13 protein-coding genes are annotated in these 25,213 nt (G+C 66.2%); all 13 read left to right on the top strand.

Going from position 1 to position 25,213, the window contains the following annotated elements:
• The first annotated feature begins 54 nt into the window (after positions 1-54).
• From AD662_RS11680 to AD662_RS11620, 13 genes are read left to right on the top strand one after another with little or no spacing between them, the layout of a single operon-like run.
• A complete protein-coding gene (locus tag AD662_RS11680) occupies positions 55-6,492 on the top strand; it encodes a non-ribosomal peptide synthetase (RefSeq protein WP_053187362.1) in 6,438 nt (2,145 codons plus the stop codon).
• 38 nt (positions 6,493-6,530) lie between these two features.
• Positions 6,531-12,005 carry a non-ribosomal peptide synthetase gene (locus tag AD662_RS11675; protein WP_053187359.1) on the top strand — a complete coding sequence of 1,825 codons (5,475 nt, stop codon included), beginning with the start codon at positions 6,531-6,533 and terminating at the stop codon, positions 12,003-12,005.
• Positions 12,002-13,741 (top strand): ABC transporter ATP-binding protein, encoded by a 1,740-nt coding sequence (locus AD662_RS11670; RefSeq protein ID WP_053187358.1) that lies wholly within the window; start codon positions 12,002-12,004, stop codon positions 13,739-13,741. The genes AD662_RS11675 and AD662_RS11670 overlap by 4 nt, the downstream gene beginning before the upstream one ends.
• The gene (locus AD662_RS11665; RefSeq protein WP_053187355.1) at positions 13,738-15,483 is read left to right on the top strand and encodes an ABC transporter ATP-binding protein; all 1,746 of its coding nucleotides are present in this window, start codon (positions 13,738-13,740) and stop codon (positions 15,481-15,483) included. Before AD662_RS11670 ends, AD662_RS11665 begins: the two co-directional genes overlap by 4 nt.
• Positions 15,477-16,580 carry a saccharopine dehydrogenase NADP-binding domain-containing protein gene (locus tag AD662_RS11660; protein ID WP_053187352.1) on the top strand — a complete coding sequence of 368 codons (1,104 nt, stop codon included), beginning with the start codon at positions 15,477-15,479 and terminating at the stop codon, positions 16,578-16,580. Before AD662_RS11665 ends, AD662_RS11660 begins: the two co-directional genes overlap by 7 nt.
• On the top strand, positions 16,577-17,611 hold the full coding sequence (locus AD662_RS11655) for a class I SAM-dependent methyltransferase (protein ID WP_053187349.1): 1,035 nt from the start codon (positions 16,577-16,579) through the stop codon (positions 17,609-17,611). The genes AD662_RS11660 and AD662_RS11655 overlap by 4 nt, the downstream gene beginning before the upstream one ends.
• Positions 17,608-19,320 (top strand): class I SAM-dependent methyltransferase, encoded by a 1,713-nt coding sequence (locus AD662_RS11650; protein WP_235862397.1) that lies wholly within the window; start codon positions 17,608-17,610, stop codon positions 19,318-19,320. Before AD662_RS11655 ends, AD662_RS11650 begins: the two co-directional genes overlap by 4 nt.
• Positions 19,317-20,462, top strand: coding sequence for a Gfo/Idh/MocA family oxidoreductase (locus AD662_RS11645; RefSeq protein ID WP_053187347.1), 1,146 nt, complete (start codon positions 19,317-19,319; stop codon positions 20,460-20,462). The genes AD662_RS11650 and AD662_RS11645 overlap by 4 nt, the downstream gene beginning before the upstream one ends.
• Positions 20,459-21,178 carry a VOC family protein gene (locus AD662_RS11640; RefSeq protein WP_053187343.1) on the top strand — a complete coding sequence of 240 codons (720 nt, stop codon included), beginning with the start codon at positions 20,459-20,461 and terminating at the stop codon, positions 21,176-21,178. The genes AD662_RS11645 and AD662_RS11640 overlap by 4 nt, the downstream gene beginning before the upstream one ends.
• On the top strand, positions 21,171-22,769 hold the full coding sequence (locus tag AD662_RS11635; protein WP_018605334.1) for a (2,3-dihydroxybenzoyl)adenylate synthase: 1,599 nt from the start codon (positions 21,171-21,173) through the stop codon (positions 22,767-22,769). Before AD662_RS11640 ends, AD662_RS11635 begins: the two co-directional genes overlap by 8 nt.
• Positions 22,766-23,524, top strand: coding sequence for a thioesterase II family protein (locus AD662_RS11630; protein WP_053187341.1), 759 nt, complete (start codon positions 22,766-22,768; stop codon positions 23,522-23,524). Before AD662_RS11635 ends, AD662_RS11630 begins: the two co-directional genes overlap by 4 nt.
• On the top strand, positions 23,521-23,829 hold the full coding sequence (locus AD662_RS11625) for an isochorismate lyase (RefSeq protein WP_018605337.1): 309 nt from the start codon (positions 23,521-23,523) through the stop codon (positions 23,827-23,829). Before AD662_RS11630 ends, AD662_RS11625 begins: the two co-directional genes overlap by 4 nt.
• On the top strand, positions 23,826-25,187 hold the full coding sequence (locus AD662_RS11620; protein WP_053187336.1) for an isochorismate synthase: 1,362 nt from the start codon (positions 23,826-23,828) through the stop codon (positions 25,185-25,187). The genes AD662_RS11625 and AD662_RS11620 overlap by 4 nt, the downstream gene beginning before the upstream one ends.
• Positions 25,188-25,213 lie beyond the last annotated feature (26 nt).

The raw sequence follows: 25,213 nt of genomic DNA, 5'->3' as shown, positions 1-25,213 counted from the left end.
CCAGCGCCTGGGCCAACCCCGGTCCGGGCCCTAGCAATGAGAAGACGTTGAGCCATGGCCACTCCCAGCACCTCAACCGCAACACTGCTGCGTCAATCCCTGTCCCAGGCCCTCGACCGGCCCGCCGACCAGATTCCCCTGGAGGCGAACCTGATCGAATGGGGGCTGGACTCCGTCACCCTGATTCGCCTCGCCGGCCAATGGCGCCGCCACGGCCTGGCCGCGCGTTTTGCTGAACTGATCGCCGATCCGCGCCTGTCAGCCTGGCTGGCCATGCTCGATGTGGAGACCCGTGCCCCGACCACAACTACCGCGCAAGTGGACGACGGGGAGCCTTTCGAACTGGCGCCGATGCAACACGCCTATTGGATCGGACGCGCCCCCGGCCAGCAGTTGGGCGGTGTAGCCGCGCACTTCTATAACGAATTCGATCGCCGCGATGTCGACCCGATCCGCTTGGAAGCCGCCGTTCGGGCGCTGCTGGCGCGCCACCCGATGTTGCGCGCGCAGTTTCTCGAAGACGGCCGCCAGCGGATCCTCGCTCGCAGCCCTTGGCCGGGGTTGAAGGTGCATGACTTGCGCCAGGCCAACGCCGAGCAACAACAGCAACGGCTGGAAGCGTTGCGCGCGGAGTTGTCCCACCGCCAATTGGCCGTTGAACAAGGTCAGGTACTGGACATCCAGTTGTCGTTGCTGCCCGACGGGACGCGCCTGCACCTGAACCTCGACATGCTCGCCGCCGATGCCCTGAGCCTGCGCACCCTGCTCGGTGACCTGGTGCAGTTGTATCGCCAACACCCCCTGGCCGCGCTGGACTACAGCTTTGCCCGCTACCTGGCGGACCTGCGCCATGAACACGCCAGCCCCGAGCAACGTGTGCTTCATCTACGAGCCCGTGACTATTGGCTACAGCGCCTGGACCAATTGCCCGGCGCCCCGCGCTTGCCACTCAAGCCCCAGAGCGACGATCGCCAGGTGCGACGCCGTCACCATTGGCTGCCGCCGTCACAACGCCAGGCCTTCGAGCGCCACGCCCGGGAGCACGGCCTGACGCCGGCGATGGCCTTGGCGGCGGTGTTCTGTGAAGCCCTTGGCGCCTGGTGCGAGACACCCGAGCTGCTGCTCAACCTGCCCCTATTCAACCGCACGCCGCTGCATGCCGATGTCGAGCGCCTGGTCGGCGATTTCACTTCATCGATCCTGCTGGCTTGGGACGGTCACGTCGCCGGTACTTTCGCCGCTCGCGCCACGGCCCTGCAACGGCGCTTCCACGGCGATGCGGCACACAGCGCGTTTTCCGGCCTGGAGGTGCTGCGCGAACTGTCCCGGCAACGGGGTGAGCAAGTGCTGGCGCCGGTGGTGTACACCAGCGCCCTGGGGCTGGGGGAATTGTTCGCCGAGGGTGTGCAGGCGTGTTTCGGTCAACCGGCCTGGATCATTTCCCAAGGCCCGCAAGTGTGGCTCGACGCCCAGGTCACCGAGCTGGATGGCGGCATCCTGGTCAATCTCGACGCCCGTGAAGGGTTGTTCGCCGACGGTGTACTGGATGGCTTGTTCCAAGCCTATACCGGCTTGCTGCAGCGCCTGTGTTTTGAAGCCGCGGCGTGGGACTTGCCGCCTCCGGCGCTGATCCCTGCAAGCCAACTTGCGGTACGCAATACCGTCCAAGGCCAGGTGGCGCCCCTGCCGGTCAAGCGCCTGCACGAAGCCTTTTTTACCCAGGCGCGCCTGACTCCCGCCCTGCCCGCGTTGTTACACGGCAATCACTCCGTCATCCACTACGGCGAGCTCGCCGAACGCGCCCTACAAGTGGCGGCTTACCTGGAAGACCAAGGCATCCGGCGCGGCGACGTGGTGGCGTTGCAACTGCCCAAGGGTCCCGAGCAGGTGATCGCGGTGCTGGGCATCCTGGCGTGCAGCGCCACGTACCTGCCCATCAGCGTCGATCAACCTGCGACCCGTTGCCAGAGAATCTGCGATTCGTCGGGTGCCCGCTTGTTGCTCACGCAACTGCCCGCCGCCAGCACCGCGCTGGACGCCCCTCGGCCCGGAACGGTCAGCGACCTGGCCTATATCCTCTATACCTCCGGCTCCACGGGTGAGCCCAAGGGCGTGGAAATCAGCCATATGGCTGCCGCCAACACCCTGGAAGACCTGCAACGGCGCTTGCAACTGAACAGCGAGGACCGAATCCTCGCGCTCTCGGCGCTGGAATTCGACCTGTCGGTGTTCGATCTGTTTGCCGCGCTGTCGACGGGAGCAGCGGTGATCGGCATCGAGCCCGAGGCCCAGCGCGATGCCGGACGCTGGCGCGAACTGGCCCTGCTGCATCGCGCCAGCGTGCTCAACTGCGTGCCGGCGTTGCTCGACATGCTGCTCGGTTGCGCCCCCGCCGACGCCAGCCTGCCCCTGCGCGCGGTGTTGCTCGGCGGTGACAAAGTGGCCCCGGATCTTGCGCCAAGGCTGTGGGCCCAAGCCCCCAGCTGCCGCTTCATGGCCTTGGGCGGTGCCACCGAAACCGCGATTCACTCGACGCTGTTCGAAGTGCGGCCCGGCCAACCGCTGCCCTGGCACTGCCTGCCCTATGGCACGCCGCTGGATAATGTCCGCTTGCGCATTGTCGACCCGCACGGCCACGACTGCCCCGACTGGGTGGCCGGTGAACTGTGGATCGGCGGTGCCGGTGTTGCCGAGGGTTATCGCGGCGACCGGGTGCGCAGCGCTGAACGCTTTGTCGACTATCAAGGCCTGCGCTGGTACCGCACCGGCGACAGTGCGCGCTATCACCCTGACGGCAACGTCGAATTCCTCGGGCGCACCGACTTCCAGCTCAAACTGCACGGCTACCGCATCGAAGCCGGGGAAGTCGAAAGCGCATTGCTGGCCTGGCCAGGCATCGAACACGCGGTGACGCTGCTGGCCGGCCAGCAATTGGCGGCGGTGGTGCGCCTGACGGACGGCCCCGCGACACCCACACGCTTGGACCCATCGGGCCTGGCCCAACATCTGGCCGAGCGTCTGCCGAGCTACATGATTCCCAGCACGATCCTGGGCTGCGCGCAGTTGCCCTTGACCGGCAACGGCAAGGTGGATCGCAAAGTACTGACCGACTGGCTGGCGGCCAACAGCGCCCCCGTGCAGGCCAATCTGTCCCCTCCCTGCGGTGACATCGAAGTACAGGTGGCGCGTGCCTGGCAGCAGTTGCTGGGTTGCGGTGAAGTCTGCCGTGAACACAACTTCTTTGCCCTGGGCGGTGATTCCCTGAGCGCCACCCGCCTGGTACGCCTGCTTGCAGAACAGGGGCTGGGGGGCGCGCGGATCGCCCAGGTCTTTGCCAAACCGGTACTGGCGCACTTTTGTGCCGATTTGCATCGACAGGCCCAGGCCGAACCGCGGTACACCATTGTGCCCGACCTGCCACAACGCCATGCGCCCTTCCCCATGACCGAGGTGCAGCAAGCCTATTGGCTGGGTCGTGACTCGAGCCTGGTACTGGGCGGCGTGAGCTGCCACTTCTATCGCGAATACGACGTCGAGGACCTCGACCTTGCGCGCCTGCAGAACGCGCTGGATCGCTTGATCGAGCGCCACGAAATGCTCCGTGCCGTGTTCGATCAACACGGCCAGGCCCGCATCCTGCCCCTGCAACAGCTGCCGTCCTTTGCAATCGGCCAGGACTACGCCAGCCTCGACGACTTGCGCAAACACTGTGCCCATCGCGTGTTCGATCCGGGCCAGTGGCCGCTGTTCGATGTGCAGGCCGTGACCTATGGCCTGCACACGCGGCTGGCCATCAGCCTGGACAACCTGATCCTCGATGCCCTGAGCATCCTGCGCTTCTACGCAGAACTCGATGCCTTGTACCGTGACCCCGGCTTGACCCTGGCGCCATTGGAGCTGTCGTTCCGCGACTATCAATTGCAATCCGCCGTGGAGGCGGCCGAACGGCAAGCCGCGCAACACTTCTGGCAAGAGCGCCTGCCCGAGTTGCCGCCGCCTCCGCAACTGCCGCTGGCGGTTGACCCCGCCAGCCTGGGTCGACCGCGCTTCGAGCGCCTGCAAGGGCAGATCGATGCCCAAGCCTGGGGGGCGATCCTGGCCAAGGCCCAACAGCATGGCCTCACCGCATCGGCCGTACTGCTCTGCGCGTTTGCCGAAACCCTCGGCCGCTGGAGTGCGCGCCCCGACCTCAGCCTCAACCTCACGCTGTTCGATCGTCGGGCGCTGCACCCCCAGATCGATCAGGTCATGGGCGATTTCACCTCCCTGACGCTGCTTGGCTATGTACCGGTGCCTGGCGAACGTTGGGTCGATCGCGCACGGCGTACCCAGCGAACCCTGGGTGAGGCGCTGGAACACCGTTGCCTCGGCTCGGTCAGCCTGCTGCGGCAGTTGGCCCGGGGCAATGGCGAGCAGCAGGCGAGCATGCCCGTGGTGTTCACCAGTGCGCTCGGGGTCCCGGATGGCACGGCCGCGCCGGTGGATGGACCGTTTGCCCGGCAAGTCTTTGGCCTGACCCAAACCCCACAGGTCTGGCTCGACCATCAGGTGGTGGAAGCCAACGGCGGCATTGCCTTGAACTGGGACCGGGTGGTCGGCCTGTTTCCCGAAGGCCTGGTCGAAGCGATGTTCGACGCCTACCTGCACAGCTTGAACTGGCTGGCCGAGCACGCCTGGGACAGCGCGCCGCCCGACCTGTTGCCGCAAGCCCAGGCGCAATTGCGCGCCCGGCTCAATGCCCCGGGCCCGAGCGTGCCGGGTGACCCGACCTTGCACCAGGGCTTCTTCGAACAGGCACGCCAAGCGCCACAACACCCGGCGCTGTTGTGGGGTGAGCACGGCACGCTGAGCTATGGCGAACTCGCCGAGCGGGCACTGCGCATTGCCCGCAGCCTGGTGGACGCGGGTGTTGCGCCTGGCGATCTGGTAGCCGTGTCCCTGGCCAAGGGCCCACAACAGATCGCCAGCGTGCTCGGCATTCTGGCAACGGGTGCCGCGTACCTGCCGGTCGGTGTCGACCAACCGTTGCAGCGTTGCCAACGCATCCTGCAACAGGCCGGCGTGACCGTGATGCTTGCCGGGCACGACCCGCAACTGCCGAGCGTCAAACACCTCGATCCGTTCCGCGCGCTGGACGCTGAACCGCTGCCCGCGCCGTTCGCCGTCTCGGCCGCAGAGCTGGCTTACGTGATCTACACCTCCGGCTCCACCGGCCAGCCCAAGGGCGTGGAAATCACCCATCGCGCGGCGATGAACACCGTGGCCGAGATCAACCGCTGCTATGGCATCGACGCCAGCGACCGCACGCTGGCCCTTTCCGCACTGGACTTCGACCTGTCGGTGTACGACCTGTTCGGCCTGCTGTCGGTGGGTGGTGCGCTGGTCTTGATCGATGAGGACCAGCGCCGCGATGCCCGGGCCTGGCTCAAGGCCGTGCAACGCCATCGCGTGACGCTGTGGAACAGCGTGCCGGCCCTGCTGGACATGTTGCTCGAAGCCAACGCCCACGACCGCCAGCCACTGGGCCTGAACGTGGCGTTGCTGTCGGGCGACTGGATTGGCCTCGATCTACCGCAGCGCCTGCGGCAACAGGCCCCTGACTGTCGCTTTATCGCCCTGGGCGGCGCCACCGAAGCGGCCATCTGGTCGAACCATTACCCAGTGCAGCAAGCGCTGCCGGGTTGGCGTTCGATCCCCTACGGCGTGCCGCTGGCCAACCAGGCCTATCGGGTGGTCGATGCCCTGGGCCGGGACTGCCCGGATTGGGTGACCGGCGAGTTGTGGATTGGTGGAGCCGGTGTCGCCCGCGGCTATCGCCATGCGCCACAGTTGAATGCCGAGCGCTTTGTCGATGGCTGGTACCGCACCGGCGACCTGGGCCGCTACCACCCCGATGGCCTGCTGGAATTTCTCGGGCGCGCCGACAGCCAGGTGAAGATCGGCGGCCATCGCATCGAGCTGGGCGAAATCGAGGCCGCCCTCGCCCGTCACCCCTGCGTCAACAGGGCCGTGGCGCTGGTCACGGACAACCGACTGATGGCTGCCGTGACCGCCAGCACCGACGCGCAGGTCTTGGCGCGATACCTGGAGCAGTGCCTGCCGGGGTACATGCGCCCGGAGCAGATCCTGGTGTTGGAACGCCTGCCCCTGAGCAGCAACGGCAAGATCGATCGCCGGGCGCTGCAGGCCTCCTTGGCCGACGCCGCTCAGTCGCGCCCGGCGGTGGACGAACAACCGCTGCGCCCGGACGAACAAGTGATCGCCGAACTCTGGCAGCAATTGCTCAACGTGCCGAGCGTGTCGCGCCACGACAACTTTTTCCGCCTCGGTGGCGACAGCCTCCTGGCCACGCGCTTTCTCGAAATGCTGCGTACCCGCCTGGGCCTTGAACTGCCCATGGGCCAGTTGTTCGGCGCCGCCACCTTGACGGAGGTGGCGCAGATCCTTGAGCGCCAACCCACCTCGGACACCGTTGAAGAGGGCGTCATCTGATGCCCGTACATCCTCTCTTTTCTCCAGGAGCTGTACCCATGCCCGCCGCCAAACTGCTAAGTGAACTCAAGTCCCTGGGCGTCGAACTCTGGCCCCAGGACGGACAACTGAAATTCCGCGCGCCCCAAGGCCTGCTCAATGCCGAGTGCCTGGCACAACTGCGCGAGCACAAACAACAGATCCTGCACCTGCTCGAAATACAGCAACAGCCGCTGGTCCAGGCCGACCCGGCGAACCACCACGCGCCCTTCCCGCTCACCGATGTGCAGAACGCCTACCTCTTGGGCCGCCAATCTTCGTTTGGCTACGGCAATGTGGCCTGCCACGGTTACCTGGAACTGAGCTGGCCAGTGCTCGATCCACACCGGGTGGAACAAGCATGGAACCGTCTGATCGAGCGTCACGACATGCTGCGCGCGGTGATCGCCAGCGAGGGTTCGCAACGCGTCCTGGCCAACGTGGCCCATTACCCGCTGGCCGTCGCCGATCTGCGCGGCGCCACAAGTGAACAGCATCAGCACGCCGTGCAACAGATCCGCCAGAGCATGGAACAGAAGCTCTACCCCACCGATCAATGGCCGTTGTTCGAATTGCGCTTGAGCCGCAGCGACAGCGGCGACACCCTGCACTTTTCCATGGACTCGCTGATTGCCGACTGGGCCAGCGCACAGCTGCTGTTCAACGAGCTGGAGCAGTTGCTGGACGATCCCCTAGCCGCCCTGCCGCCTCTGGACATCACCTTCCGCGACTATCTGCTGGCCGAGCGTGGCTTACTCGAAAGCAGTCGCCATCAACGCGATCGCGAGTATTGGTTGGCGCGCGTCGACGACTTGCCCGCCGCGCCACAATTGCCTGCCCCCTTGAGCGGCGAAGACACGACCGTACCGCGTTTTCAGCGGCACTCGGCCCGGCTCGATCAGCCACAATGGAGCGCCCTGAAAAAGGCTGCCAGCGAACGCGGCCTGACCCCTTCCATTGCAGTGCTCGCCGCCTATGTCGGAACCCTGCAGCGCTGGAGCCAGCGCGCTGCCTTCAGCCTCAACCTGACGCTGCTCAACCGCTTGCCGCTGCACCCACAGGTGGATCGGCTGGTGGGGGACTTCACCTCCGTAAGCCTGTTGCAGGTCAACGATCCTCAAGACCAGGACTTCACCCAGCAGGCCCGGCAATTGGGCAGCCAACTGTTTGCCGACCTGGAGCACCGGTTGTTTTCCGGCATTGAAGTGATGCGCGAAATCGGCCGCCGTCGGGGCCGTGAAGCCGCGGCCATGCCAGTGGTGTTCACCAGCGCCATTGGCCTGGCGATCGAACCTCTGGCGGCCAGCCAGCGCCGGATGGGCCACGGCATTACCCAGACCCCACAGGTCTCCCTCGACTGCCAGGTGATGGATGACCTCAACGGTTTGCACATCCATTGGGACGTGCGCCAAGGCGTGTTCCCCGACGGTTTGGTCAACGACATGCAGCAGGCGTTCCTGGCTCAGTTGCAGCGATTGGCCCTGGACCCGGCCGCCTGGGAACAACCGATGCACGTGCCCCTGCCGGCCTGGCAACAGCGTGAGCGCCTGGCGGCGAATGCCACCGCCGCGCCGCTGTCCACCGGGCGCTTGCAGGACGGCCTGCTGACCATGGCCGCTGAAACTCCACAGGCGCTGGCGGTGATCGACGCCAGCGGCAGCCTGACCTATGCCGCGCTCGTCGAACGCGCCCTCGCCGTCGCCGCCACCCTGTGCCAGGCCGGTTGCGCCGCCCAGGAGCCGGTGGCGATCCTCATGCCCAAAGGCCTCGACCAGGTCGTGGCGGCCTATGGTGTATTGCTCGCCGGGGCGGCCTACCTGCCACTCGACAGCAACGCCCCGGCCGCCCGCCGCGACCGCGTGCTGCGCAGCGCCCAGGTGCGTCATGTACTCGGCCAGTCCCACGCCTTGCCCCACACACCGCTGACTGATGGACTGCACTGGCATGCGGTGGATCAACTGGTGCCCGCATCGGCCGATTTCAAAGCGGTCGACGGCAGCCCCGATGACCTCGCCTACGTGATCTTCACCTCCGGCTCCACGGGCGATCCCAAAGGCGTGATGATCAGCCATCGCGCCGCCCTCAATACCGTGCAAGACATCAACCGCCGCTTTCAACTCGGCGCCAAAGACCGCGTGCTGGGGTTGGCACAGCTGAGTTTCGACCTGTCGGTGTACGACCTCTTCGGTCCCCTCGCCGTGGGTGGCGCACTGGTGCTGCCCGACCCGGCGCGCGGCGCCGACCCTTCGCACTGGGCCGAGTTGGTGCAGCGGCACCAGGTGACGCTGTGGAATTCGGTGCCTGCGCAACTGCACATGCTCGCCCACTACCTGCATGCCGAACCCCGGCCACTGGACAGCCTGCGCCTGGCGTTGTTGTCCGGTGACTGGATCGCGCTGAACCTGCCGCCGCAACTTCAACAGCTCTTGCCCGGCCTGGCCCTGGTGGGCCTCGGTGGCGCGACCGAAGCCTCGATCTGGTCCAACCTGCACCCGATCGGCGCGATTGACCCGGCGTGGCGCAGCATTCCTTATGGCCTGCCCTTGGCCAACCAGGGCTTTCGCGTGCTCGACAGCCAATGGCGCGACGCCCCGACCTGGGTGCCCGGCGACCTGTACATCACAGGGGTCGGCCTGGCCCAGGGTTACCTCGGCGACCAGGCACTGAGCGAGGCGCGGTTCTTCGCCCATCCCGTGGATGGCCAGCGCCTGTATCGCACGGGCGACCGTGGTCGCTACCTGCCGGGTGGCGAGCTGGAGTTCCTTGGCCGTGAAGACGGCCAAGTGAAAATCCGCGGGCATCGCGTTGAACTGGGCGAGATCGACGCCGCATTGCTCGCCACCCCCGGCGTCGACAGCGCAATCAGCCTGGTCACCGGTGACGCGACCGGCGAACGCAGCCTGCTGGCCTTCGTCACCGCGGCGCGGACAGCGCCCCAACCCCTGCCGGACGCGTCCTTGTTCACAACGATCAATCGTTATGCCGACAGCCAGGTCGGTACGTTTGACGCGCAACACGTACGCGATTATCAGGCCGACCTGAGTGTCGCGGCATTGAGCTCGATGCTGGAGGTGATGCTCAAGGCCGGGTTGTTCAGCGGCGCGCTGACCGAACCCGATGCACCAGCCATTCTCAACGCCCTGCAGGCACAGCCGCGCCATCACTGGCTGGTGCGCCGCTGGCTCGGCTCGCTGTGCGAGGCTGGCCTGGTGCAACTCGAACAATCGCGCTATCGACTGGCGCAACCCGCGCCAGAGCCGGCGCTTGCCTGGGGTCGGGTGGAACAAGCCATCGCCGCGGGGCTGTGCAGCCAAACGCTGTTCGACTACCAGCTCAACCATATCTGGCAGTTGCCGCAACTGCTCAAGGGCGAGGTCAACCCGTTCGACCTGCTGTTTCCCCAAGGTCAACAGGACCTGGCGTTGCAGCTGTACGGCGGGGACGCCGTCTCGCGCTACAACAATCACAGCATCGCGGCACTGATCAACCGCCTCGCCACTCACCATGACGGCGACGGTCCGCTGCGTATCCTGGAAATCGGCGCCGGCACCGGCGCCACCAGCGCGCCAGTGATCGGCCTGCTCGATGGCTTGGAGGTCGATTACCTGTTCACCGACATGACCGCTTTTTTCCTGCCGGCGGCCAAGCAACGTTTTGCCGAGCACGCCTGGGTGCGCTACGGCGTGCTGGACATCGACCAGGACATTCGTCCCCAAGGGCTAGCCAGCAACAGCGTCGATATCGTGTTGTGCGCGGGCATGCTCAACAGCGTCAAGGACATCGACAAAGCCCTCGGTCAGATCACCGAATTGCTCAGCCCCGGTGGCTGGCTGGTGTTCAGCGAACCCACCGGTGAATGGCCGCCGATCCTGCTGACCCAGGGCTTCATGATGACCCCGGTCAACGGCAACCACGACCTGGGCCGTAGCGGTTTGCACAACGCCGAGACCTGGCAGGCGCGGATCAAGTCCTTCGGGGGTGAATGCCTGCCGGCCCTGCCCCTGGTGGATCACCCGTTGGCCGCCCTCGGCATGCAGGTGTTCGCCGCCCGTTTCAAGGCCGGGTTCCAGCGCCTGGATGTCGACAGCCTGCGTCGCGCCCTGGCGCAGCGCTTGCCCGACTACATGCTGCCAGCGCACCTGCAAGTGCTCGACCGCTTGCCATTGACCGCCAACGGCAAGGTCGATCGCAAGGCCCTGGCCGGGTTGCGCCCCGCTGCCGATGCACAGGTGTCTGCTGGCCAGGCGGCGCCGAGCGATCCCCTCACCGCCGAGTTGTGTCGGCTATGGGCCGAGGCCTTGGGATTGACGCAGATTGGCGCCGACGACAGTTTCTACGAGAAAGGCGCGGACTCACTGATCCTCGCCCGTGTCGCCGGTCAACTGCGTGAACAACTGCCCCAGGCCCAGGGCTTGAGTTACGACACGCTGCTGCGGCAGATGCTCAACGAGCCGAATGTCACCGCCCTGGCGCGCCTGCTCAACCACGGCGAAAGCGCGCCGGCCAGCGCTGCGGCGAGCGGCGAAGCCCAGCGTTCATCTAGCAGCAATGCGTTGGTGGTGCCGTTCGGCGGTGGCGAGGTCGGCCCGGTGCGGGTGATGTTCCACGCCGCCCTCGGCACCCTGGATTACTTCCAACACCTGGGGCGCGCCCTGGCCGAGCAGCAGGCCGGGCCGGTGATCGGCTTTGCCGTGGCCGACACCGAGCGCTACCTGGCCCTGGAGCCCAAGCGCCTGATCGAAAGCGTGGCCCAGGACTACGCCGAACGCTTGATCGCCGACGGTCACCAGCGCTTCCAGTTGATCGGTTACTGCCTCGGCGGGCTGCTCGCCACCGAAGTCGCCCGGCGTTTGCTCGAACGCGGCATGGACGTGGTGGACCTGAGCCTGATCGACAGCATTCCGATGTTCATCGACACCGACGAAGAGCTGGCCTACGAGGCGATCTTCGTGCCCAACCTGAACCTGGACCCGGTCAAAACCGTGTTTGGCGCGCACATCGAAGACTACGACGTGTACCGCGCCATCGACCTGCTGATGGCCCGTGACAATCGCCGCGTGCCGGCCGGGGCCATGGCGTCCTTGAGCGGCGACCCGGGCCTGGAAGCCCTGGCGCTGGCGGTGCGACAACAATCGGCGCGCAGCCAGGAACAACGCCTGGCCGAGTACGCGCGCCTGGCGTCGGGCCAGGCCGGGGTGCCCATCGGCCCGGAGCTGGTGCCGACGCTGTTTCGCGTGTGCCGCCACAGCATGCGCGCGGCAAGGTTCGACCCGCCGCCGTTCCTCGGCAACATGACCTACCTGCGCTGCCTGGAGCAGCAGTCGTTCGGCATCACCGGCGGCGTTGGCCACCTGGCAGCACCGTTCTGGGAAGACGCGTGCCTGGGGCGGTTCGACTTGATCGACGTGCCCGGCAACCACTTCAGTGTGATCGAACCGCCCCACGTCCACATCGTCACCGCGCACCTGCTGGACGCCCTTCGGAAAAACTCATGAGCACCGCCCTGGAGACCCTGAAACGCCCGGTCAACCGCCTGATCCGTATTGGCGTGGTGTTTGCCGCGGTCGGCGCGCTGGTCAACCTGGTGCCCTTTACCGGTCTGACCGAGCTGGGTCGGTTGCTGCTGGCCGGCAGCGTCGACACCCAGGCCTTGTGGCGCTGGGCAGCGCTGGTGGTGATCGCCTTGAGCCTGGGTTGGATGGCCAACGGCGTGGCCCTGTGGTTGACCCATCTGGCGGACCACCGCCTGCAGGCCAGCCTGCGCGAAGCCATGGTGCGCAAGCTGGGGCGCGTGCCCCTGGGCTGGTACACCGACACCACCTCGGGCGCGGTGCGCAAAGTGGTGCAGGACGATCTTGAAGACCTGCATCACCTGGTCGCCCACCACGCGGTGGAACTCACCGCGGCCATCGTCACGCCCGTGGCGGGGCTGGTGTGGCTGGTCACGCTGAACTGGCGCCTGGCATTGCTGGCGGTGCTGACATTGCCGGTTTATGCGCTGGCCTACGCCCTGATGATGCGCGGCTTCGGCGCCAAGATGCAGTTGCTGGACAAGAGCATGAGCCGAGTCAGCGCCGCCATCGTCGAGTTTGTCCACGGCATTGCCGTGGTCAAGGCATTCGGGCAAGAGGGCCAGGCTCATCGCAGCTATCAGCAGGCGGTCAACCAGTTCAGCGAGCAATACGCCGGCTGGGTCAAACCGCTGCTGCGCCTGGAAGCGTTTTCCTCGATGGCCTTGAGTGTCCCGGTGATTCTGTTGGTAAGCCTGGGGGTGGGCAGCCTGTTGCTGGCCGAAGGCGGGATCACGCCGCTGCAATTGTTCGCCGAAACCTTGGTGGCGGTGGTGATTCCGCAGTCGCTGTTGGTGATCAATCAGAGCCTCACCGCCCAACGCACCGCCTTGGCGGCTGCCGACCGCATCGAAGCACTGCTCACGGTTGAAGAGCTGCCCACGCCAAATGTAGGCAAGCCACCCCAGGGCAGCGACATCACCTTTGAACACGTGCAATTTGGCTACGATCCCGAGCACCCGATCCTGAACGGCGTTGACCTGCACTGCCCGGCCGGCAGCGTGACGGCCTTGGTTGGCGCGTCCGGCGCGGGCAAATCGACCTTGGCCAAACTGGTGCCGCGCTTTCACGACGTCAACGCTGGCTGCGTGCGAGTCGGTGGTGTCGACGTGCGCAAGATCGATCCGCGCCAGCTGTACCGGCAGGTCGGTTTCGTCTTGCAGGACGCGCAACTGGTGCACGGGACCGTGGCCGATAACCTGCGCCTGGGCCGCCCCGACGCCAGCGATGCAGAAATGGAGGCGGCCGCTCGCTCGGCGCAGATTCACCCACGCATCCAGGCCCTGCCCCGGGGCTATCAGTCGGTGATCGGCGAGGATGCGATTTTCTCCGGCGGTGAAGCACAACGCCTGTCCATCGCCCGCACGCTGTTGGCCGACACGCCCGTGCTGATCCTCGACGAGGCCACCTCCCACGCCGACCCCGAATCCGAGGCGTTGATCCAGGACGCCCTGTCGGCCCTGGCCCGGGGTCGCACGGTACTGGTGATTGCGCACCGTCTGGCCAGCATCAGCGGGGTGGACCAGATCGTCGTCCTCGATCAGGGCCGCGTGCTGGAAAGCGGTCGTCACGAAGCCCTGCTTCAGGCCAACGGCGCCTATGCCCACCTCTGGCGCGCCGGCGCCAAGACCTCCGTTCCCGAGTTGGAGATGTCCCTGTGATCCACAGTCTTGTCACGTTACTGGGGCCGGCTCACGCCACACGCCTCTATCGATACCTCGCGTGGCTGGTGACCAGCGCCGTGCTGCAAGGGCTGGCCGTCGCGTTGCTGGTGCCGATCCTGCACGCGTTGTTTGCCGGTGATCTACCCACGGCGACGGCTTGGCTGGCCGGCCTGGCGGCGATGGCCGTGCTGACCTGCTTTGCCCATTACCAGCAGGCGATGAAGGGCTTTGCCCTCGCGCTGGTTGTGTTGACCACTTTGCATGATCGCCTCGGCCAACACCTGGCCAGCCTGCCCCTGGGCTGGTTCAACTCGGAGAAAGTCGGGCGCCTGTCGCGCAGTGCCACCAGCGGCACGTTGATGGTCACCGGTTTGTTTGCCCATTACCTCGGACCGGTGGTGTCCGGGGTGGTGGTACCGGCCACGGTCGCCCTGACCTTGTTCATCTTCGACTGGCGCCTGGGCCTGACCGCCGTGTTCTGCGCGCCGCTGATCTATTTCGCCCATCACGGGTCGGCCGCTGCCATTGGCCGTAACGATGCCCGGGTCGAAGCCGCCGCGACCCTCGCCGGTAACCGCGTGGTGGAGTTCGCCCGCTACCAGCAAGTGCTGCGCGCCTTTGGCCGGACCCAGGAGGGCTACGCGCCCTTGCAGGCGGCCAACCTGGCGCAGAAACAGGCCGGCGGTTCGATGTTGGCCCAGACCTTTCCCAAATTGCTCGCCGGCGGCCTGACCGTGCAACTGGCCTTCGCGCTGCTAGTGGGCGTGGGCATCGCCCTGGCTGTCCGAGGCGAAATCGACGCCATCCAACTGATCGCCCTGCTCGCCCTGGCGGCACGATTTGTCGGGCCGCTGGCCGAGGTGGCGGCGCGCAGCGGCCTGTTGCGCATGGCCGGCAATGACCTGGACCAACTGGTCGGCATCCTGCGCGAGTCGCCATTGCCGCAACCCCCGGTCAGTCAGCCGTTGACCGCCCCCGGCAGCTTTGCCTTCGAACACGTCAGCTTCGCCTACGCCAGCGGCCCGACGGTGCTGCGCGACCTGACCTTCACTGCAGCGGCCCATTCGATGACGGCGATTGTCGGCGCCTCGGGCTCGGGCAAGACCACCGTCACGCGCCTGCTCATGCGTTTTTTCGATGCGACCGAGGGCCGCGTCAAGGTCGGCGGTGTCGATGTACGCGAACTGTCCAACGAAGCCTTGATGGCGCAACTGTCGCTGGTGATGCAGGACGTCTACCTGTTCGACGACAGCCTCGAAGCCAACATCCGTGTCGGCAGGCCGGACGCCACTGCGCAGCAGGTGGCTGAAGCGGCGCGACTGGCCGGCGTCGATGAAATTGTCGCGCGCCTGCCCCAGGGCTGGCACACCCCGGTGGGCGAAGGCGGCGCGGCACTGTCCGGTGGCGAACGCCAGCGGGTGTCCCTGGCCAGGGCCTTGCTCAAACGCGCCCCGATCGTGCTGCTGGATGAAGCCACCGCCGCCCTGGATCCGCACAACGAAGCCTTTGTGCAGACGGCCATTCGTAGCCTGAAGCAAAGCTCGACGGTATTGGTCATCGCCCATCGCCTGCCGACCATCATGGCCGCCGAGCAGATTCTGGTGCTGGACCAGGGCAGCCTGGTGGAAGCAGGCACTCACTCGCAACTGCTGGCCCTCGACGGGCGTTACACCGGGTTCTGGCGTGATCGCCAGCGTGCCGGCGGCTGGCGGCTGAATGCGCAGGCCCAGCCATGCTGATCGGAGTGCTGGGTGCCAGTGGCGATGTCGGTCTGGCCAGCGCTCGGGCGCTGTTGAACTTGGGCGTGAACGAGCTGCGCCTGGGCGGGCGTGACCCACGCAACGGTGCGCGCTGCCTGGCATCGCTCCAGCAGCAATGGCCCGACGCACACCTGCAATGGACAGTAGTGGACTTCAATGATGCCCCCGCCCTGGCCGGGTTCGCCCGTGGCTGCGACGTGCTGCTCAACTGCGCCGGGCCCTCCTGGCAATTGGCGGACCGTGCCGCCGAGGCGGCGCTGCAAACCCATGCGCATTACGTGGATGCTGCCGGTGACATGACGCTCGAGCCGAGTCAATGGCCCGACCGTTGCGCCGTCCTCGGTGCCGGCCTGCAACCGGGGCTTACCGGTTTGCTGCCGCGTTGGCTGGCCGAGCAGGCATTTACCCAGGTCCTGGGCCTGACCAGCTATTTCGGCCTGCGTGACCAATTCACCGCGGTGGCCGCCGACGACTTCCTGCAAGGGGCGGTAGACGGCACCAGCGAACCCCTGGCGGCCTGGTACAACGGCCGCTGCAGTAGAGCGCTGCGCCGCAGCCGAGACGTGCTGCTGCCCTGCTTCCCCGGCCAGGTTCACTTACTGCCCTATTTGAATCAGGAAGGCGAACGCCTGGCCATAGACCTGCGCCTGAATGTCGGCCATTGGTTCAACGTGATCACCGACGGACATGTGCTCAAGGCGCTGGACCTGGCCCACAGCCTGCCACGTATCGAAGCCGTGCAGCGATTGTGCGAGGCCAGCCGGCTGGACCTCAGCGGCCAGCCCCCCTTCGTCACGTTGCTGCTGCAACTCGACGGGCTGTGGGACGACCAGGCGCGCACCCGCAGCCTGGTGCTCAGCGGCGCAGGCAACGCGGCGCTGACCGGTGCAATGGCCGCTGCCACGGTGGTCAGCGTAGCGAGCGATGAAATCCGTGCCGGCTGCCATTACGCCGCTCAGGCGTTGCCGCCCGCCGCCAGCCTCGAACGCCTGCAACGCACCTCGGCGATCCGTGCGTTGAACCTGCTGGACGGTCCGCTCGATCACTTGCATACCGTTGAAGAAGGCTGCCTATGAACATCGCCCTGAATGAACTTGAACACGTGAGCCTGGGGGTGATGGCCCAGGTACTGCTGCACACCCAGGCCTTGCCGTTGCAGGTCTGGCGCAGCGCCGGGCAAATCAACCAGGCCTTGGGCACGGCCCCCCGCCATGCCTGGATTGTGCGGCGCTGGCTGGCGGCCCTGAGCCGTGCCGGTGCGCTGTGCGAAGACGCTGAACGCCTCGCCTGGCAAGGCACGCCACCCAAAGCCGCAGTCGAAAACTTGCCCCGGCTATACGCCGAACTGGGCTTCCCGACCAGCATGGCGCCCCTGCACAGCCAGGTCATCGACTGCCTGCCCGGCCTGTTGCGCGATCAACTCGCCCTGGCGCCGTTGCTGTTGCAAACGGGTGACCCCGTCGCGGTGCTGGGTGCCTACCAGCACAACCTGTTCACCACGGCGATCAATCAGGCCCTCGCCGCACGTGCAGCCGAAGTCAGTGCCCACGGCGATCGGCTGCGGGTGCTGGAGTTGGGCGCTGGCGCCGCCTGCACCACCCACGCCGTGCTGGCCGCGCTGCAAGCACGCAAGAAGAGCTATCGCTTCACCGACATCAGCTCGCTTTTCAGCGGCGCGGCCCAGCGCCAGTTTCGCCTGGAGCCGGGGATGCACTTCGGCTTGCTCGACCTGGACCGCGACTTCGCCCAGCAAGGCGTCGAGGCGCGCAGTCAGGACTTGGTGGTCGCCGGCAATGTGCTGCACAACGCCCGCGATTTGCCCCGCAGCCTCGGGCAGATTCGCGCCTGCCTGCGGGACGGCGGGAGCTTGTTGTTCAGTGAGTCCATCGCGGACAACCCGGCCATGTTGACCTTCATGCACCTGCTGCTGTCACCGCCCGCCAATGCGCCGTTACGCGGTACGGATGAGGCGTTCATGACACCCGATGCATGGGGCCAGGCCTTGCAGAGCCGGGGTTTCCAGTTGCTTGAGGTATGGCCCGCGGCAACCGACCCGCTGGCGGCCGCCGGGCAGCGCTTGTTTCACGCCATAGGAGTTTCACGATGACGCTGAACGTTGACACCCTGCTGATCGACCTGCCCGTCGGCACGTTCCCATGGCATTTGCCTGCCCTGACCGACCTGGGCATTCATCAACGCTCCCCGGCTCGTCTGTTGGCCGTCATCGAACGCCAGCGCCCCGCCGTGGCGGTGATGAACGCCGAACAGCTGGAACGGCTGCTGGACTTTCCCGCCCTGCCTTTGACCGACCTGAGCCACCTGGAACAGGTGTTGTTCGTCACGGCGCAACCGGGCGACTGGCAACTCGCCGAGCGGGCGGCGGCGCAGCTCAATTGCAGCGTCCTGGGGTTTACCGATGCTCTTGGGCAATGGCGCGACCTGGCCAGCGTCAAGCTCGAGCAGCAACGCTGGCGCGAGCGAGCCCTTGGGCACCCCGCGGTGAGCAGCGTCGCGCTGCACGGCCAGACCTTGTTCGCTGTGCCTCACCCTTGTGAGACAGGATGGGTTGAGGACTACCTGGATGCCACTGAAGTGGCCCTCGACCGGCAGTTTTCCACCGAGCGACTTGTTGAAGCGGTACGGCTCAATGATCGGTTGGGTCACGCCGCGTTGCTGTCGATGCTCAACGGTCTGGACCATTGCGGCCTGCTGCCGGCACCGGTGAATGATGTGGCCCAGGGTCTGGCTCACGCGGGCATCGCGCCGGGTCACCGGTCGCTGATCGCACGCTGGCTGGACGTGCTGCAAGGGCAAGATCTGTTGCGCCGCGAAGGCACCCGATTGCATCCCACCCTTGACGCCAGTGCCTGGAGCGACGCCGCCCTGGAGGGCATCTGGGCGCAGTTGACCCTGGACTGGGCGTGCAACACCGGCGGCAGCGGCACTCTCGACTATGCGCAGGCGAATGCGCGCCAATTGCCGGCGCTGATGCGCGGCGACTGTGCGGCGGTGCACCTGTTGTTTCCCGAGGGGCGTACCTACCGAGCGGCGGCGTTGTACCGCGAAAGCCTGGCGGCGCAGTACCAGCACCGTGCGGTAGCCCACTGGGTCGGCGCCTGGGCCGCACGCCAACCGGCCGGCATGCGGTTGCGCGTGCTTGAAGTCGGCGCCGGCACCGGGTCGACCACCCAGGCCGTGCTACCGGCCTTGGCCGAGGCTTCGGTGGACTACCTGTGCACCGACGTGTCGCGCTATTTCAGCGAGCAGGCCGCCGAGCGTTTGCAGGCCTGGCCGTGGGTCCGCCATGGCGTGTTCGACATCGATCGCCCCGCCCTCGCCCAGGGTTACCGCAGCCAGAGCTGGGACCTGATCGTCGCCGGTGGCGTGCTCAATGCCGCCCGCGATACCGAGCGCTCCCTGGCGACCCTGCTCGCCTTGCTCAAGCCGGGCGGCTGGCTGGTATTCAGCGAACCCACGCAGGAGGAATTCTGGGTGATGGCCTCCCAGGCCTTCATGCTCAACCAGGCCAACGATGAACGTCAGCTCAGCAGCGCCACCTTCCTGAACCTCACGCAGTGGCAAACCGCACTGGCCAGGACCGGGTTCCAGGGCAACCGTAGCCTGCCCGCCGCAGGGCACCCACTGGCGTGCCTGGGCCATCGTGTCTTCGTCACCCAGGTGCCCGCCCATCGCCTGAGCCGCGCCGCATTGGCCGCGCACCTGGAAGAGCCCGCCTTGGCCCTCGAGCTGCCCGACCAGTTACCCGACAACCACACGCTGGCCCTGTGGGCTCGCCTGCCGGAGACCTGCTCATGAACGGTGCCCCTGCGCGCAAACGTGTGATCGTGGCCGGCACCGCGTTCGGCCGCATCTACCTGCAAGCCCTGGCCCGCGCCCATGACCGCTACGAACTGGTGGGCATCCTGTCCCGCGGCAATGCCTATTCCAAGGCCTGCGCCGAACAGTATGGGGTGACGCTGTACGAGACCGTCGAACAGGTGCCGGATGAGGTCGATATCGCCTGCGTGGTGGTGCGCTCCGGGGCAACCGGTGGCGCCGGCGGTGACTTGGCCCAACAATTTCTACGCCGTGGCATCCACGTGTTGCAGGAACACCCGGTGCACCACCGCGAAATCGCCGCGTGCATGCAGGCCGCGCGCCAGGGCCAGGCCGCCTATGCGGTGAATACGCTGTACCCGAATATCCTGGCGATCCGCCGCTTTCTCGCCGTGGCCGCTTACCTGCGCGATCGGCAGGGGTTGGCGTATATCGAAGCCGCTTGCAACAGCCAGGTGGCCTACCCGTTACTGGATATTCTCGGGCGCCTGGCCGGTGGTCTGCGGCCCTGGGTGTTCGCGGCACCGGCCCCTACGGTCGCAGAGGATCCCTTCACGCGGCTCGACGCCCGCTTCAACGGCGTACCGATCAGCTTGCGGGTGCAGAACCAGGTGCACCCCAAGGACCCGGACAACCACTCGTTCCTGTTGCATCGCCTCGAAGTCGGTTGTGAAGCCGGGGTACTGAGCCTGGGCGACACCCACGGCCCGGTGCTGTGGAACCCGCGCCTGCACGCCTTAAGGGACAGCACCGACCGCCTGATCATGGCCGGTCCCGGCAGCGAGCGGCTGGCCGGGCCGACGATGGTGCTGCTCGATCCGCAGGTGCCCAAGAGCTACCAGCAGGTGTTCAACCAGGTCTGGCCCGACGCGGTCAGCGTCGCCCTGGACGAGTTATGCCGCGACATCGACGAGCCGTCGCGGCGCCTGCGCAGCGGCGTCTGGGCCACCGAGGTGTCCATGGCCTGGCGCGAAATGAACAACCGGATCGGCATGCCCGCCTTGATTGAGCCGCCCGTGCCCCGCCCGCTGCCGCTGGCTGAACTTCAGGCCCTGGCCGACGCCGTGCAACCCCCTTGCGGTGACGCCACCGCCCAACTGCTCGGAGCGCTGCCGTTTTGAACACTGCTCAATCCTCCTCCACCTGCAGCCATGTGTTGCTATGGGTGCGCAACTTGCACCAGGCCGTGGCGAATTTTCGTGCCGCCGGTTTCGAGGTCACCTACGCCACTGCCGAGGCCCGCGCGCAACACGCGCATATCTGGTTCAGCCAGGGGCCGATCATCGAATTGCTCACCACACCGCGTCACGCCTGGCTATTCAAGTGGCCCATCGACTGCCTGGCCGGCCGTGGCGCCGGGCGCCGGATGTTGCGCTGGGCCGCCCAGGGCGAAGGGTTCTGCGACCTGGCGCTGCTATGCGAGACCCCCGCCCTGGCGCCGCGCCTCAAGGGCCTGACGGGCTGCGGCGTGGCCATGGGCCGGACGGTGAACTGGCGGCGTACCTGCGCTGATGGCCGCCAGACGCGCTTTCGTTTCGTCTACCCCCGCCACGACCGCCTGCCCTTCCTGGTCACGCCCTATGAGCCGGCCCAGCATCCGCCCCGAATGATTCATCCCAACGGCGCAACGGGCTTGGCGGCGATCCACCTGGGCGTACATCCCGCCGACCACAGTGCCCTCAGCCTGCTGACCGGTGACGACCCGTTGCTGCGTATCCAGCCGGCCGAATACACCGGCGTACAGGCGGTGCGAATCGCCGGCCTGGCGCACCCGCTGATTCTGCACGGCGCCCGTTTGCTGGGTTGCCCGACCGCTCAAGGAGATTGCCATGCTTGATGGATGCACCGACTGGCCCGACGACTTTATCCGCCGTTATCGCGAACTCGGCTACTGGCAAGGCGTGCCGTTGGGCCAATTGCTGCGCGAGCAGGCGCAGCGCACACCGCACAAGGAGGCGCTGGTGGACGGGCATCGGCGCTGGCGTTACGCCGAACTCGACCTGCAAGCCGACCGCTTGGCCGCCGGCCTCGCCGACCGGGGCCTGCGCGCCGGCCAGCGGGTGCTGGTGCAACTGCCGAACATCGCCGAGTTTTTCAGCCTGACTTTCGCCCTGTTGCGCCTGGGCGTGATTCCGGTGTTCGCCCTGCCGGCCCATCGCGAACATGAACTGCTCCACTTGGCCCAACTGAGCCAGGCCGTGGCCTATGTGATTGTCGATCGGCACCTGGGCTTCGATTATCGGCCGCTGGCGCGCACCCTATGTGAACAGGCGCCGAGCCTGCAACAGGTCTGGGTGGTCGGGGCGGCCGAGGAATTCGTGTCTCTGGCCGACTGCGTTGCTGACCCTCGTCCACTGTCCGCGCCAGACTCACGGGAAGTCGCCGTGCTGCTGCTGTCCGGCGGCACCACCGGCCTGCCCAAGTTGATCCCGCGCACCCATGACGATTACGCCTGCAATGCGCGCCTGGCAGCCCGCGCGTGCGGCTTCGACAGCCACACCCGCTACCTGGCGGCGTTGCCCGTGGCGCACAACTTTCCCCTGGCCTCACCCGGTGCACTCGGGGTGTTCAGTGTCGGCGCTACCCTCGTGTTGGCGCCGGAACCCAGCCCCGACACCACCTTCGAACTGATCGAGGCCGAACGCATCACCCACACCGCTTTGATCCCGCCGCTGGTGCTGCTGTGGCTGGAAATGGCGCAATGGTCCGACCACGACCTGAGCAGTCTGCAATGGCTGCAAGTCGGCGGCGCGCGGCTCAAGGCCGAGATCGCCGCACGTATCGGTCCGGCCCTGGGCTGTGGCCTGCAACAGGTGTACGGCATGGCCGAAGGGTTGCTGTGCTTCACCCCACTGGATGACCCGCAAGCCCGCATCTTCGAAACCCAGGGCCTGCCGCTGACCGCCGATGACGAGATCCGCATCGTCGACGCCGATGACGTACCGGTTGCGCCAGGCGCCGTGGGCGAACTGCTGGTGCGTGGCCCCTACACCATTCGCGGTTACTACAACGCCGGCGAACAGAATCTGCGCGCCTTCACCGCCGATGGCTTCTACCGCAGCGGCGACCTGGTGCGGCGTCTGCCCGAGGGCCATTTGATCGTCGAGGGGCGGACCAAGGATGTGATCAACCGCGGCGGCGAGAAAATTCCGGTGGAGGAAATCGAAAATCTGCTGCTGGGCCATCCGTTGATTCGCGATGTAGCCCTGGTGGCCTTGGCCGATGAGCTGCTGGGTGAGCGCAGTTGCGCCTGTGTGTTGGCCCACGCCGAACACGTCGAGCTGGGAGCGATCAACGCCTGGCTGCGCGAGCGTGGACTGGCCGCCTACAAATTGCCGGATCGCTTGCAGGTGCTGCGCGAGTTCCCGCTGACGCGCCTGGGCAAGGTCAACCGCAAGGCCCTGGCGGAGCAGGTGCACGCCTTATGAGTGGTGAAATATCCCCGTGGTTGCGCGTGCTACGTGAAGGAGAACACGCCCGGGCCCGCCTGGTGTGCCTGCCACATGCCGGAGGCAGTGCGAGCTTTTTTCGCCCGTGGCTGGCGCATCTGCCGGGGGATATCGACCTCCTGGCCGTGCAGTATCCCGGACGTGAAGAGCGGTTCAACGAAACACATATTCGGTGTCTGTCCAGTCTGGCCGAACGTATTACCCAGGCGCTGTTGAGTTTGCCCACCGGCCCGCTGTGGCTGTTTGGTCACAGCATGGGCGCGGCGCTGGCCTACGCCGTCGGTGTGCATCTGGAGGCGGCGGGCGTCGGTGCCGAACATGTGTTTGTCTCGGCCCATCCGCCACCGCACCGGCAACCATCCAGTGACCTGCACCGCCAGGACGACGACGCGCTGATCGCCGACATTCTGCGCCAGGACGCCGAGGCCACCGGCCTATGGGCCAACCCGCAGCTGCGCGCACTGTTCCTGCCTACCTTGCGCAGTGACTACCAGGCCATCGAAACCTGGCGCCCCACCCGGCTCGACCGCTTGGCGGCGCCGATCGACGTGCTGCTGGCTCGCGAAGACACGGACGTCAGCCTTGACCAGGCCCACGCCTGGGCAGACCTGAGCGAGCACGCCCCGGATATTCGCCTGTTCGACGGCGATCATTTTTACCTCAAGCAACAGCCACGCCCCGTGATCCATCACCTGCTGCAACGCACGGCCTACCTTCAAGGAGACTTGGTATGAAAACCCCGGAACACTGCACCGGCCTGCCGGACATTCGTCACGCCATCGACACCCTCGACCGGCAGATCGTCGATGCCCTGGGGCTGCGTATGCAATACGTCAAGGCGGCCTCGTCGTTCAAGCCCGACCAGGCCAGTATTGCCGCACCGGACCGCGTCGCGGCGATGTTGCCACAGCGCCGGCGATGGGCGCAGGAGGTTGGGTTGGACGGTGAATTCATCGAGGGCCTGTTCAACCAGATCATCCATTGGTACATCGCGGAACAAACGGCGTTCTGGCTGCAAAAAAAGAGCGAAGCGGTATGAACGAAGCCACCTTATTGAACGTGTTCGAAGCCGCGCACCAGTTCGCGCTGAAGTACCAGCGCCCCGTCGTCGCCGTGAGCTCGCGTCCCGCACCGACCCTCGATCCCTTGGCACTCTACGAGGCGCACCGGCAAGGCTTCTTCTGGTGCGCTCACTCGCCGGACCTGACACTGTTCGGCCTGGGTTGCGCCTGGCAGATCGAAGCCGCGGGGGGCCAGCGCTTGGCCGACGTCAACCATCAATGGTTCGCGTTGTGTGCCGACGCGGTGATCGACGGTCCCCATCCACCGCTGCTGCTGGGCGGCATGCGTTTCGACGCGCAGCAACCTTGTACGCCGCATTGGGCGCCGTTTGCCGATGCCAGTTTTCACCTGGCCCAATGGTTGCTCAGCGAGGACAGCCATGGCCGCTGGCTGCGTTGCCAATGCGTGGTAGAACCCGGCAGTGATCCAGCCGTACTGGCGCACAACAGTCTTGCCGCTTACCAACAGTTTTTCGCGCCTCAACACTCCCCTGCGTCGGCCCCCCAGGTGATCGAACACAACGCATTGCCAGCGCCGCAGTGGCAGGCCAAAGTCGCCAACGCCTTGCAGGCCATCGATCGCGGCTACCTGAGCAAAGTGGTGCTTGCCCGCCATATCGAATATCAGTTGGACACCGCCCTCGACAGCGGCGCCGTCATGCGCCGGCTGCACGACCGGCGTAACCAATCCCACCTGTTCGCCCTGCACCGGGGAGACAGTTGTTTCATGGGCGCCACCCCGGAGCGACTGCTCAGTTGCCAGGAAGGCCGCCTGAGCACCCATGCCCTCGCCGGTAGCGCTCGTCGCGCCCCAACGCCCGAAGAAGACCAGCAACTAGGCACAGGCTTGTTAGCGGACCCCAAGGAACTGCACGAACACCAATTGGTGGTGCAGACCATCCTGCAAGGCTTGAGTGGCATCGTCAGCGAACTGCAAGCGCAAACCCGCCCCGAACTGCTGAAACTGGCCACGGTGCAGCATTTGAGCACCCCCATCAGCGCCCGACTTGAAGAGGGGCGCAGCTTGCTGGACGGCATCCAGGCCTTGCACCCCACCCCAGCCGTAGGAGGTTTGCCAGGTGCCGCCGCCATGAGCTTCATTCGGCGTCACGAAGGTTTTGATCGGGGCTGGTATGCGGCGCCCGTGGGCTGGCTGGACGCAAGGGGCAACGGAGATTTCCTGGTGGCCCTGCGTTCGGCACTGATTACGCCCCGGCATTGCCATTTGTTTGCAGGCTGCGGGATTGTTCACGGATCTCGACCGGCCGATGAGTATGAGGAAACTCAAATCAAGCTGGCCAGCATGGAGCAAGCATTACGCCTCTTCTCAGGCTAACGGAGCACCACCGCAATGTGCCTTGC

Origin of the sequence: Pseudomonas kilonensis, from assembly GCF_001269885.1 — a bacterium.
Lineage (GTDB): Bacteria > Pseudomonadota > Gammaproteobacteria > Pseudomonadales > Pseudomonadaceae > Aquipseudomonas > Aquipseudomonas kilonensis.
Note: the sequence above shows the minus strand (reverse complement) of the source record. Positions and strands in the feature narration are given on the sequence as shown.

Coding starts and splice junctions, on each gene's coding strand:
- AD662_RS11680 (WP_053187362.1), top strand. CDS start 55: ATGGCCACTCCCAGCACCTCAACCGCAACACTGCTGCGTCAATCCCTG.
- AD662_RS11675 (WP_053187359.1), top strand. CDS start 6,531: ATGCCCGCCGCCAAACTGCTAAGTGAACTCAAGTCCCTGGGCGTCGAA.
- AD662_RS11670 (WP_053187358.1), top strand. CDS start 12,002: ATGAGCACCGCCCTGGAGACCCTGAAACGCCCGGTCAACCGCCTGATC.
- AD662_RS11660 (WP_053187352.1), top strand. CDS start 15,477: ATGCTGATCGGAGTGCTGGGTGCCAGTGGCGATGTCGGTCTGGCCAGC.
- AD662_RS11655 (WP_053187349.1), top strand. CDS start 16,577: ATGAACATCGCCCTGAATGAACTTGAACACGTGAGCCTGGGGGTGATG.
- AD662_RS11650 (WP_235862397.1), top strand. CDS start 17,608: ATGACGCTGAACGTTGACACCCTGCTGATCGACCTGCCCGTCGGCACG.
- AD662_RS11645 (WP_053187347.1), top strand. CDS start 19,317: ATGAACGGTGCCCCTGCGCGCAAACGTGTGATCGTGGCCGGCACCGCG.
- AD662_RS11635 (WP_018605334.1), top strand. CDS start 21,171: ATGCTTGATGGATGCACCGACTGGCCCGACGACTTTATCCGCCGTTAT.
- AD662_RS11630 (WP_053187341.1), top strand. CDS start 22,766: ATGAGTGGTGAAATATCCCCGTGGTTGCGCGTGCTACGTGAAGGAGAA.
- AD662_RS11625 (WP_018605337.1), top strand. CDS start 23,521: ATGAAAACCCCGGAACACTGCACCGGCCTGCCGGACATTCGTCACGCC.
- AD662_RS11620 (WP_053187336.1), top strand. CDS start 23,826: ATGAACGAAGCCACCTTATTGAACGTGTTCGAAGCCGCGCACCAGTTC.